A 12,055-nucleotide genomic window follows, 5' to 3' on the forward strand; every position below is an offset into this window, starting at 1 on the left:
CGGTCGCTTCACTGCATGCCGGTCGCCTTGACCGGCACGGACCAGGTGGCCACGTCATGCGCGTTCAACGGCTGCCAGACCTGGATCGCCGCCACCTCGGCAATGGCTTGCCCACGATGCGTGGCCAGCCATTGCTGCTCCTGCAGGACGCCCGCCCCATCCTGCTGGGCCCTCCTGGCCTGCAGCAGCACGACATGCGCCTGCACCGGCTCGGACCCGTCCAGCAGCGGCTGCAGCATTTCTACCGCCGCATCGGCCTTGCCATCGATCAGCAGTGCATTGGAGAACACGATGCGCCGCCACTTGGCGACCACCGGGCTGTGCTGGCGTTCCAGCAGCGCCGCGTTGTCGCGCAAAAGTGTGTCGGCCAACGGATGCTGGCCCTGGCGTTGCGCAAGGTAGACCAGCGCCAGCAACTGCAGGCTGCGGTCGGCGATGTTGGGATGATCGCGCTCTTTCAACATGGGAATCAGCTGCGTTGCGGTCGCAGACAAGGTGCCTTTGTTGGCCCCCCCGCACAGCGTCTCGACGGTGGCATGCACCAGCTTCTGATGAATCTGGTAATCCGCCAGGCCCGGTTTCGCGGCATCCTGGCGCACGGCCGAACGCATGGCGTCGCAGTCTCCCTGGTCGGCGGCGAGCAGCACCTTTGCTCGAAGATGCATCAGGTCCTGCAGGGCGTCCTCGCCTTTGCCCATGCGCTCCACCAGGCGCCTGGCTTCTGCATACCGGCGCAGGCCGACCAGAACATCCACCTGGGTGTCGTCGATACCGTCGCGGCGGAGCGTACGCGCCTGCTGCAGGGTGTTCCGCGCCTCATGGAACTGGTTGCGGGCCAGCTGGATGCGGGCGAGGTGCACCATGGGGTAGATGCGCAGGTAGTCCTGGGGAACGGACGCCGCACGGGCGAAGGGCTCTGCCTCCTGGAAGCGGTTGTCCTGGATCAGATACCAGGACGTGTTGGAAGGACCGGCATAGAAATCCGGGTACACCCCGGCGAGTACCCGCCACTGCTCGACCGGCCACCCGTCCGGCTCCAGCTCCGCCTGCCATCCTTTCAGGTACAGCTGCTCGCGGTGCGGCAGCCGCCCCTTCAACGCCAGCGCTTTTTCCAGCTGCTCGCGCGCACTGCTGCGATCGGCGGTACGCGCGAACGATTTGGCCAGGCCGATATAGGCCAGCGCGAACGCCGGATCGATCTCCAACGCGGTCTGATACAGATTGCGCGCGTCATTGAAACGGCGCTCGCCCAGTGCCGTCTCGGCCAGCGCATACGAGCGCAGGGCGCGCAGACTGGCGGTTGAGGCACTGGGCAGCGGCATGGACCGCTGCAGACCTGCGACGGATTCGCCCAGTCCGGCCCTCAGTTCGCCGATCACCTTGTCGACCGCCTCCACCGCGTTGCCGGTCCCGGACGCCAGGGCCGTGTACGTCTGGATCACCACGTCCTTGCCAGGGTCGATCAGCGAGATCTGCACCTCGTATCCACCACGCCGCGGGATGACCTTCGGTACCAGGACCGCGCGGGCACCTTCGCGTACCGCCACGTCCACCGCGCGCGATCGATCCAGCACGGCATCCACGGGATCGCGTGCCAGTTCGAGGCTTTCGCGGACCTTGCCGTCGGACAGTACGTTGACGTACTTCGACTGTTCCAGGCCCAGCAGCATGGCCTGACGCAGCGAGTCATCGAAAATGGGCTCGCCGGTCTGGTTGGTGACATCCGACAGCACCACCCAGTCACGCTCAGCGAAGGCGATTGCCGGCTGCGACCGCGTCATCATCCAGGCCCCCACCAGCAGCGCGACGGCCAACGTGGCTTCCGCCACCATGGCCGTTGGCTGGCGCCAAAAAGGCAGGTCGCGGGCGGCCTTCGACGTCGCCCGGGGGCGACCGCTGGATGGCATGTCCGATGACATCACTCCGAACACGTCCATCGGCTGCGCCACGCCCTTGAATCGCCAGCGTCCGAACGAAGTCCATTTCAGTCCGTTGTTTTTATCGCGCAACGCAACGCCGGCACGCCGGACCATCGACTCAGCCGTCGCCGACACGAGAATCTGCCCGGGCCGTGCCAGCTGCATGAGCCGCGCCGCCATCGGCTTTGCCAGCCCTTCCACTTCCACCGGCTTGGAGCCCAGCGCGATCGCTTCGGCGCTGTTGTCCCACAGGATGACCTCACCGACATGCAGGCCCGCGCGTGCGCGGATGGGGTGCTGCAGCGATCGACCCAGTGCACCCAGGCCAGCGTGGTAATCCAGGGCGAATCCGAGCGCATCGATGGGCCGCTCGAACAACAGGAACAGCCCGTCCGAGCGATCGATCTGGTGCCCGTTCCACTGCTGCTGCAACGCCAGCACCAGCCGGTCATGCGCCTGGAACAGCTCCGCCGCCGCCGCATCACCGATGCGCTCCACCAGGATCAGCGAGTCGCACAGATCGGTGAACAACAGCGCCCGCATCTGCGGGGCCTGGGTCGACGTTCCGTTGTCGCCGTTCATGCCGATCTCCCGATCAGGGTGTGGCGGTCGCTGATCGCGACCAGTGCAATCGGTTGCCGCCCAGCCGCTTGGCCTGGTACAGCGCATTGTCGGCCCGGGCGTACCACTCGCTCCAGTCGGTCCGCGGGTCGATCAGGCAGACGCCGATGCTGACCGGGCACACATGCGGCACGCCGTGGGCACGGCCGATCAGGCCATGCACCGCGCTGAGGATGAACTCGGCGGCGTGCTGCAGGCTGTCCTGGTCGGCGCTGCGCAGCAGCAGGCAGAATTCGTCGCCGCCCAGCCGGCAGGCGACGTCCGGCTCGGTGGCCACCGAGCGCAGGATGTTGGCCACGCTCTGCAGCACGCGGTCGCCGGCCTGGTGGCCGTGCACGTCGTTGACCTGCTTGAACTGGTCGCAGTCGATCAGCAGCAGGCCCTGCGGCGCGCTGTCTTCCTGGGCACGGCATTCCTGCAGGTACAGCGCCAGACCACGCCGGTTGTGCAGGCCGGTCAGTTCATCGGTGCGCACCAGCTCGCGGGTGTGGGTGAGCTGATGGGTGGTGACGTAGAGATTGTCCAGCGCGGTTTCGAGATCGTGGTTGCGGCGGCGCAGCTGGCGGATGAGCACCTGTTCGTTGCTGACCACGCGCATGATCGTGCGGCGCAGGAAGTAGGCGAGCAGACCAGGATCGCGGTCGACCAGGCGCTGGAAATCCTCGTGGTCCAGTTCCAGCACGATGCTGTCCTCGACCGCACGCGCGCCGGCCGTGCGCTGGTGATCGCCGATCAACAGGCCCAGCTCGCCGAAGAACTCATTGGGACCGAGCGACTTCACGACGAGGTCTTCGCCGAAGTCCAGTTCGATGCAGCCGCTGACGATCACGTACATCGTGTTGCCGGCGTGGCCGCGGTGGAAGAGATGCGTGCCTGAAGGCAGCTTGCGTTGCCGGCCGAATTCGGAGAACAATGCGGACTCGCCATTGCTCAGGATGGCGTGCACGATCTCAGCCATCGCCTTTCGGTCGATGTCTGGTTCCTGTTCGCACATGATCGCCGCCGCACCCTTGCCGGTCATTTCCGAACACCCGCTTTCCAGCGCCCCCTGGTGAGCGATGGAGGATAGCACTCCTCAAAACTGTGCGCCCTATCCCATTTCCGACTTTCAGGCCCCAACATCGTGAAACGGCTTGGGTTCTCCCGTGTCTGGCCATGTGAAGACGGGCCCGGACTACGGAACAGGGCGGCAGGTCCCCCGACCGGCCGCCCTGCAGGCCTTCCCTGGCCTCCCTTCCGGGCTATCAGGCCGCCCGTTCCGCGTTGAACTGCTCTTCCTCGGTGGAGCCGCTCAGGGCGGTGGTCGAGGACTGGCCCTGCTGGATCGCCTGGGTCACCGCGTCGAAGTAGCCGGTGCCGACCTCGCGCTGGTGCTTGACCGCCGTGAAGCCCCGGTCGGCGGCGGCGAACTCGGCCTCCTGCAGCTCCACGAAGGCGCTCATCTGGCGGCGGGCGTAGCCGTGGGCCAGGTTGAACATCGAGTAGTTCAGGGCGTGGAAGCCGGCCAGGGTGATGAACTGGAACTTGTAGCCGTAGGTGGCGATCTCCTTCTGGAAGGTCGCGATCGTGGCGTCGTCCAGGTTCTTCTTCCAGTTGAAGCTGGGCGAGCAGTTGTAGGCCAGCAGCTTGCCCGGGAACTTGGCATGGATGGCCTCGGCGAACCTGCGGGCGAACTCCAGGTCCGGCTTGCCGGTCTCGCACCAGATCAGGTCGGCATAGGGCGCATAGGCCAGGCCGCGGCTGATCGCCTGGTCCAGGCCGTTGCGGGTCTTGTAGAAGCCTTCCACCGTGCGTTCGCCGGTGGTGAACGGCTGGTCGTTGCCATCCACATCGCTGGTCAGCAGGTCGGCGGCCTCGGCATCGGTACGTGCCACCAGCAGGGTCGGCACGCCCATCACGTCGGCGGCCAGGCGGGCGGCGTTGAGCTTTTCGATCGCCTCGCGGGTCGGCACCAGCACCTTGCCGCCCATGTGCCCGCACTTCTTCACCGAGGCCAGCTGGTCCTCGAAGTGCACGCCGGCCGCACCGGCCTCGATCATCGCCTTCATCAGTTCGAAGGCGTTGAGCACGCCGCCGAAACCGGCTTCGGCGTCGGCCACGATCGGCTGCAGGAAGTCGATGTCATCCTTGCCCTCGGCATGGTGCAGCTGATCGGCGCGCAGCAGGGTGTTGTTGATGCGCTTGACCACCGCCGGCACCGAATCGGCCGGGTACAGCGACTGGTCCGGGTACATCTGGCCAGCCAGGTTGGCATCGGCGGCGACCTGCCAGCCGGACAGGTAGATCGCGTTCAAGCCGGCCTTGACCTGCTGCATGGCCTGGTTGCCGGTCAGCGCACCCAACGCGTTGACGAAGTCCTTCTCCTGCAGGTACGTCCACAGCTTCTCCGCGCCCAGCCGTGCCAGCGAGTGCTCTACGTGCACGGTGCCGCGCAGGCGCACCACGTCGGCGGCGGTGTAGTTGCGGGTGATCCCGGCCCAGCGCGGGTCGGTGTTCCAAGCGTGCTGGATCTGTTCGGCGGTCTGCAGGGTGCTCATGTCGAATCTCCAAAGGGAACGGATGCGGTAACAGCAGGTGGATGGCGGGGGGTCAGTCGAGACGGTCGTAGGCGGGCAGGGTCAGGAAGTCGGTGAGCGCGTCGCGGCGGCTGAGTTCGGCCAGCAGCGCGATGGACTCGGGGATGCGGGCGCTGCCCGGCAGCGCGGTGGTATCGCCCAGCCGCGCCGGCAGCTGGGCCAGGGTGGCGTCGAGCAGGGCCAGGTCGATGGCGGTGCCGTCGTCCAGGTGCTGGCCGGGGGTATGCAGCCACTGCCACAGCTGGCTGCGGCTGATCTCGGCGGTGGCCGCGTCTTCCATCAGGTGGTGGATCGGCACGCAGCCGTTGCCGTCCAGCCAGGCGGCCAGGTAGCGCACGCAGACTTCGACGTTGCCCTCGAAACCGGCGCGGGTGATGGTGCCGGTGGGCGCGGCGATCAGGTCATCGCGGCCGACCTGCACGTCGTTGCGCAGCACGCGGTGCTGGTTCGGGCCGGGCATGTGTTCGTCGAAGATCGCCTGCGCGACCGGGATCAGCGCGGGGTGGGCGACCCAGGTGCCGTCATGGCCGGCGGTGACTTCGCGCAGCTTGTCCGCCCGCACCCGCGCCATCGCCTGCTCGTTGGCAGCCGCGTCGTGGTTGATCGGAATCTGCGCGGCCATGCCGCCCATCGCATGCGCGCCGCGGCGATGGCAGGTGCGGATCAGCAGCTCCGAATAGGCTTTCAGGAACGGCTGGGTCATCGTCACCTGGCCGCGCTCGGGCAGCACCTTGTCGGCGTGCCGGCGGAAGGTCTTGATGTAGGAAAAAATGTAATCCCAGCGGCCGCAGTTCAGGCCGACGATGCGATCGCGCAGCGCATGCAGGATCTCGTCCATCTCGAACACCGCGGGCAGGGTCTCGATCAGCACGGTGACCTTGATCTGCCCATGCGGCAGGCCGAGCATGCCCTCGATGTGCGACAGCGCGGTCTCCCACAGCGCCGCCTCTTCCATGCTCTGCAGCTTGGGCAGGTAGAAGTACGGCCCACGCTGCCTGCACATCAGCGTGCGGGCGTTGTGGAAGGCGAACACCGCCGCATCGAACAGGCCACCGGCGATCGGCTGGCCATCGATGCGCACGTGCTTCTCATCCAGGTGCCAGCCACGCGGGCGGACAATCAGCACGGCCTGCTCGTTGAACGGGCGCAGGGTGTACTGCTTGCCCGGCTTCCCATCGACGGACGGGCCGGTGTGGGTCAGATCGCCACGCACCGCGCCGATCAGCGCCTGCTGGCCGGCCAGCAGGTTGCGCCAGGCCGGGGCGGTGGAATCCTCGAAGTCGGCCATGAACACCTTGGCGCCGGAGTTCAGCGCGTTGATGACCATCTTCGGGTCGGTCGGGCCGGTGATCTCCACCCGGCGGTCCTGCAGCGCTTCCGGCAGCGGGGCGACCTGCCAGTCGCCGCTGCGGATTTCGGCGGTATCAGCACGGAAGTCCGGCAGGCCGCCGCCATCGAAGAAGGCCTGGCGGACCACCCGTGCCTGCAGCCGGCGCTGACGCTCCGGCTCCACCGCCCGGTGCAGCGACACCAGCAGCGCCAGTACCCCCGCCGGCAGCAGCGCGGACTGGCCCGCCAGCTGGGTGGTGAGGGCGATGCCGGGAGTGGCCGGTGCATCGGCGGGGGTGGGCTGGGCGGTGGCGTAAGCGACGGCGGACATGGCGGGCTCCTGCGGTGCGGTTGAGCTCCACCGTGCGCCGCCGTGCCGATATTTGACAAAGCAGTTATTGCAATGGCTTACATAAGGTGTGCTTATACTCATGACGCCATGACCACGCCGCGCACGCCAAGTCCCCGGTTTTCCTACAAATCCGATCGGCTCAAGCCGCTGCGGGCGTTCTGCCAGACGGTTCGCCTCGGCTCAGTCTCACGGGCAGCTGAGGCCCTGTTCGTCAGCCAGCCCGCCATCAGCCAGCAGTTGCAGGCCCTGGAGCGCGAACTCGGGGTCAACCTGTTCGAACGCAGTGGGCGCCGCCTGGTGCCCAGCCGCGAAGGCCAGCTGCTGTATGACATGGCGCTGCCGCTGGTGGAGAACCTGGACGGGCTGGAGGCCAGCTTCCGCGACAAGGTGAAGGGACTGGATGCCGGCGAGCTCAACATCGCGGCCAACAGCTCGACCATCCTGTACCTGCTGCCACGCATCGTGGAGCGCTTCCGCCAGCGCCACCCGGATGTCCGCCTGACCCTCCACAACGCGATCAGCGCCGACGGCACCGACCTGCTGCGCAGCGATGCGGCGGACCTGGCGGTGGGCTCGATGACCGACGTGCCGGCCGACCTCAGCTACGCCCCGGCCTATCGCTTCGAGCAGGTGCTGATCGCCCCGCCCGAGCATCCGCTGGCGCATGGCGAACTGAGCCTGGAGGCGATCTCGCAGTACCCGCTGGTGCTGCCGCCCAAACGCCAGATCACCTACCGGCTGGTGGACCAGGTGTTCCAGCGGCATCGGCTGCCCTACACCGTGGCGCTGGAGGTCGGCGGCTGGGAAGTGATCAAGCAGTACGTCGCGATGGGCATGGGCATCTCGATCGTGCCGGCGCTCTGCCTCCACGATGCCGACCGCGAGAAGCTGGTGACGCGCTCGATGAGTGCGTGGTTCCCGGAGCGCAGCTATGGGGTGATCGTGCGTCGCGGGCGGTTTCTGTCACCGCAGGCGCGGGCATTCATCGAGCTGATCCAGCCGGACCTGTTCAGTCCGCGCAGTTATGATGAAAGTGGTCATTCCGAGCGCTGACGCACGCCCCATGTCCATCGAACTCCGCCACCTGCGCTACTTCCTGGCCGTCGCCGAGACGCTGCACTTCGGCCGGGCGGCCGAGCGGCTGGGGATGTCGCAGCCACCGCTCAGCCAGCAGATCCGTCAGCTGGAAACGCTGCTCGGCGCGCGGTTGTTCCTGCGTGCGAACCGCCGCGTGGAACTCACCGATGCCGGGCGCGTGCTGCAGGAACAAGCGCGCGAGGTGCTGGCGCGGGTGGATACTGCGATCGATCTGACCCAGCGCGCGCAGCGCGGGGAGACCGGTGAGCTGCGCATCGGGCTGACCCGGGCTACGCCACTATCCACGCAGATTCCGCGTGCGATCTTCGCCTACCGCCAGCAGTTCCCGCAGGTGCAGTTGAAGCTGCGCGAGATGAACACCCTGCAGCAGATCGATGCGCTGATGGCCGGCGAACTGGATGTCGGGTTGATCCGCAAACGTGCCCTGCCCGCGCCCCTGATGTCACGCAAACTGTTCAGTGATCCGCTGGCGCTGGTGGTGCACGACCAGCATCCGCTGGTGCGTGATCTGCCGGCCGATGCGGCGGTGGCGCTGCGGCTGTTCGCGCATGAGCCGTTCGTCGGCTTCCTGCGCGAGGTCGGCGCGGGCATCCACGATCATTTCATCGCGTTGTGCCGCAGCGCCGGCTTCACGCCGCGCATCGTGCAGGAAGCCGGGGAAGCCTCGACGCTGATCAGCCTGGCGGCCTCTGGCCTGGGCGTGACGGTACTGCCCGCCTCGTGCAGCCATATCCAGGTGGACGGGGCGCGCTTCGTCGCGCTCAGTGATCGTGCCGCCAGTTCAGAAGTGCACGTCGCCTGCCGGCGGGGTGCGGCGTCGCCGTTGATCGGGCACTTCACCCGTCTGCTGCAGGGGGTCAGCGGCTGAGCGCGAGCGCGGCGGTGCCCGGTTGCACGCGTTGCCCCAAGCGCCAGGCGATCACGCCACCGGCCACGGTCAGTACGCCGACGAAGCCGCACACGCCCAGCCAATCCCAGTGCGTGTAGAACACGCCGCCGAGCACGCCGGCCACGCTGGAGCCCAGGTAGTACGCGAACAGGTACAGGGCGGATGCTTCGGCCCGCATCGCACCGGCGCGGCTGCCGACCCAGCTGCTGGCCACCGAGTGACCGCCGAAGAAGCCGAACGTGACCAAGGCGATGCCGGCGGCCATGCAGCCCAGCCACGGCATCGCCAGCAGCACGATGCCCAGCGCGATCAGTCCATAGCAGATCGCCAGCACGCGGCTGCGGCCATGGCGATTGGCCTGCTGCCCCATCCAGGCGGAGCTGAAGGTGCCGACCAGGTACACGCTGAAGATCAGGCCGACCACGGTCTGGCTGAGGCCGTAGGGCGGCGCCAGCAGGTGGAAACCGAGATAGTTGTAGAGGGTGACGAACACGCCCATCAACACGAAGGCGGTGGCGAACAACCACGGCAGGCCGGGATCGCCGAACAGACTGCGCCAGCGCGCGGGCAGTTCGCGCAGGCCGCCACGGCGGCTCTGGAAGTGGCGCGACGGCGGCAGCTGGATCCACAGCAGCACGGTACTGAGCAGCGCGATCAGCGACACCACGCCGATGCCCCAGCGCCAGCCCCAGTGGTCGGCCACGATGCCCGCGATGAGGCGACCGCTCATGCCGCCGATCGCGTTGCCGCCGATGTACAGGCCCATCGCCAGGCCCAGCGCGCGGCTGTCCATTTCTTCGGCGAGGTAGGTCATGCCCACCGCCGGTACGCCACTGAGCGCGATGCCGAGCAGCGTGCGCAGCACCAGCAGCGTGGTCCAGTCATCCACCATCGCCGTGGCGACGGACAACACGCTGGACGCCAGCAGCGCCGCGACCATCACGCTGCGGCGCCCGATGCGGTCGGAGATCCATCCCGCGATCAGCATGGAGACCGCCAGCAGACCGGTGGTCAGCGACAGGGTCAGCGCACTGTTGGCCGCGGAGACACCGAAGTGGCGACTGAATTCGGGCAGCAGCGGCTGCACCGTGTAGAGCAGCCCGAAGGTGGAGAAACCGGCCAGGAACAGCGCGGCCGCCGTGCGCCGGAAGGCCGGGGTGCCCTGCTGGATCTGTTCGCCGACCGGCGCTGCGGTGGTGGTCGGAGGGCTGCGGTCGGGGACCGCTGCGGTGTCGCCATTCATGCCGGTAAGGCCCGCGTGGACGGGCCGGAGCGAGGAGTCAGCGTTCAGGATAGGCAGCGCGGAAAGGTCGATCCATAACCTGATAAGTCTGGATCGAGACGATCCAGATATCGATTCAGATCGTGGCCGGGATTACAGCGCCTGCCAGGTCAGGCCTTCGCCGCGGCGGTAGTAGACGTGCGAAGCCTTGCCATACATCGCGCTGGCCTGGACCAGGCCGAAGAAGCGGCCGTCGGCGCTGTTGCCGCGGTGGTCGCCGAGCATCAGCACCTCGCCCGCCGGGACGGTCAGCCCGGTGATGTCGGGCCCGCCGCCCTGGCCCAGATCCAGCTGCGCCAGATGCTGGCCGAAGTCTTCGATTTCGCCGACGCCGGCCTGGGCCAGCGGATGGCCGTTGATGCTCAGGTGGCCGTCGTGCAGCTCGACCCGATCACCCCCGACAGCCGCGATACGCTTGATCAGGCGGGTGCCGTCCTGCGGCGAATCGAATACCGCCACGTCACCGCGCTGCGGCTGGCCGGTGTGCAACAGCTCCACCGAGGTGAACGGCAGGCGCACGCCGTAGGCGCGCATGTCCACCACCACCCGGTCGCCGGGCATCAGCGTGTGCTGCATCGAGCCGCTGGGCACCTGGTAGTGGTTGGCCAAGGTGTCGCGCGCCGCCGCGAGCAGGCCGAGCATGACCAGTAGCGGCAGGGCTTCTTTCTTGAGCCAGCGCAGCAGGCGGTGGTCGGCGGGGGCCGAGGCGGCGGCGGGGGTGTCCATACGGGCGCTCCAGGGAGTGTGTGGCTGTGACCGGACGGGAGGTGGGCAAGTTCCCTGGCCGGGCCTGAAAAAGCTACGCACTGTTTACGCCGGGCCGGCCGGGTCGGCATCGCGGTTTTACGGGGCGCGGCCGCATCGTGGCGACACCGCGCCGAAGGGCGCTTCGAAGAGACGCTCCATGACCATCCTGCTGATCCGGCATACACCGTCGAACGCCGTGCCGGACGCGTCGCCGCTGCCTGCGCGGGTCGCCGGGCACCGCCTGGCCTGCCGCGACTGCGACTCCCTGCCGGCCCTGGTGCGCTGCCTGCAGCGTGCCCAGCGCAGCCGTCCGGCGCTGGTCCTGATCGCCACCGCGGCGGTCGACGCACCGCAATGGGCCCGTTATGGCCAGGCGCTGCGCACCGCGCTGGAGGACCTGCCGGCGCCGTACATCGAGATGGCCAGCAACGACGACGACGCGCTGGACGAGCACCTGCATCCGCAGCATGCCCCGGCCGCGCGGGTGGTGTGCAGCAGCGGCCGCCAGGATGCGTGTCGCCTGTCGTTGGCGATCGCCGCCCATCGCCTGCAGGCCGTGGAGGGCTGAGCCATGTCAATCTTCATCATCCGTGGGCCGGAAGCGGCCGGGCAGCTGATCCGTACCGCGCAGCCGCTGCCGGCGCTGGTCCTGAAATCCCTGGTGCATCGCGCGATCGATGCGGGCACCACGGTGGCGATCCGCGCGTGCGGCTCGGAGCAGGAACTGCTGGATGCGCTGCGCGTGGCCGATCACAGCCGCGGCGAAGTCACCCTGCTCGATCCCGGTGCGTGCGTGGACAGCGCGCGCCTGCAGCGCCTGCTGCCGCATCTGCACAACGCCTACGTGGAAGTGCACGACGACGATGCGCGCGCCCCGGAGGCGTGCCTGCCGGCGGATGTGGGCCAGCGCATCGGCGTGGCGCGCGGGTACTGCGCGCAGAGTTACATGCACGCGCTGGAGATCGCGCTGGATCACCTGGGGTGCAGTGAGATCGCCGAAGGCGTGCACGTAGGGACGTGAGGCGCGGGGTCGGTGGGGCGGGCGCTGGGCCCCTATGCCCTTGGAGGCGAAATAAAGGGGGAGGGGGCGGCCGCAGGCCGACGCCGGAGGACATTCGCCGGAAAGGGTATAGGGGCCCAGCGCCCGCCCCAGCGGAGCCGCAACCAAAAAAAACGGCAGGGTTTCCCCTGCCGTTTTCGTTTCAGCGTGTACCGGTGGCAAGCGTACCGACCAACGGTCGG

General features: G+C 67.9%; 10 protein-coding genes. 4 read left to right on the forward strand and 6 right to left on the reverse strand.

All coding sequences use genetic code 11. From position 1 onward, the window contains the following. Positions 1–8: 8 nt before the first annotated feature. From HDC96_RS13890 to aceB, 4 genes are all read right to left on the reverse strand, one after another. Positions 9–2,501, reverse strand: a complete 2,493-nt coding sequence (locus HDC96_RS13890; protein WP_179460519.1) for a putative peptide modification system cyclase — start codon at positions 2,499–2,501, stop codon at positions 9–11. Positions 2,502–2,514: 13 nt separating this feature from the next. Continuing rightward, positions 2,515–3,561 carry a GGDEF domain-containing protein gene (locus tag HDC96_RS13895; protein ID WP_176990203.1) on the reverse strand — a complete coding sequence of 349 codons (1,047 nt, stop codon included), beginning with the start codon at positions 3,559–3,561 and terminating at the stop codon, positions 2,515–2,517. A 223-nt stretch (positions 3,562–3,784) separates the two neighbouring features. After that, positions 3,785–5,077, reverse strand: coding sequence for an isocitrate lyase (gene aceA / locus HDC96_RS13900; protein WP_179460520.1), 1,293 nt, complete (start codon positions 5,075–5,077; stop codon positions 3,785–3,787). A gap of 52 nt (positions 5,078–5,129) precedes the next feature. Then, entirely contained in the window at positions 5,130–6,776 is a 1,647-nt protein-coding gene (gene aceB, locus HDC96_RS13905) for a malate synthase A (protein ID WP_179460521.1), read from the reverse strand. Positions 6,777–6,884: 108 nt separating this feature from the next. Between aceB and HDC96_RS13910 the strand changes: the two genes are divergently transcribed. Both HDC96_RS13910 and HDC96_RS13915 read left to right on the forward strand, forming a co-directional pair. Continuing rightward, positions 6,885–7,850 (forward strand): LysR substrate-binding domain-containing protein, encoded by a 966-nt coding sequence (locus tag HDC96_RS13910; RefSeq protein WP_179460522.1) that lies wholly within the window; start codon positions 6,885–6,887, stop codon positions 7,848–7,850. Between the two features lie 10 nt (positions 7,851–7,860). After that, positions 7,861–8,763: a LysR substrate-binding domain-containing protein gene (locus tag HDC96_RS13915; protein ID WP_179460523.1), complete on the forward strand. Its 903-nt coding sequence runs from the start codon at positions 7,861–7,863 to the stop codon at positions 8,761–8,763. On the opposite strand, the gene HDC96_RS13920 is transcribed toward HDC96_RS13915, so the two are convergent. Beyond that, entirely contained in the window at positions 8,753–10,027 is a 1,275-nt protein-coding gene (locus tag HDC96_RS13920) for an MFS transporter (protein WP_179460524.1), read from the reverse strand. The two genes, HDC96_RS13915 and HDC96_RS13920, sit on opposite strands and share 11 nt — an antisense overlap. Positions 10,028–10,159: 132 nt before the next feature. Beyond that, positions 10,160–10,792, reverse strand: a complete 633-nt coding sequence (gene lepB / locus HDC96_RS13925; protein WP_179460525.1) for a signal peptidase I — start codon at positions 10,790–10,792, stop codon at positions 10,160–10,162. Positions 10,793–10,970: 178 nt separating this feature from the next. On the opposite strand from lepB, the gene HDC96_RS13930 reads away from it, so the two are divergent. Together HDC96_RS13930 and HDC96_RS13935 are read left to right on the forward strand one after the other, a co-directional pair. Further along, complete coding sequence (locus HDC96_RS13930; RefSeq protein ID WP_046272279.1) at positions 10,971–11,381, forward strand: hypothetical protein; 411 nt, start codon at positions 10,971–10,973, stop codon at positions 11,379–11,381. Between the two features lie 3 nt (positions 11,382–11,384). Further along, positions 11,385–11,834: a 3-dehydroquinate dehydratase gene (locus HDC96_RS13935; protein ID WP_046272278.1), complete on the forward strand. Its 450-nt coding sequence runs from the start codon at positions 11,385–11,387 to the stop codon at positions 11,832–11,834. Positions 11,835–12,055: the final 221 nt, after the last annotated feature.

This window comes from Stenotrophomonas sp. JAI102, assembly GCF_013409105.1.
In the GTDB taxonomy this organism is placed as follows: Bacteria; Pseudomonadota; Gammaproteobacteria; order Xanthomonadales; family Xanthomonadaceae; genus Stenotrophomonas; species Stenotrophomonas maltophilia_AA.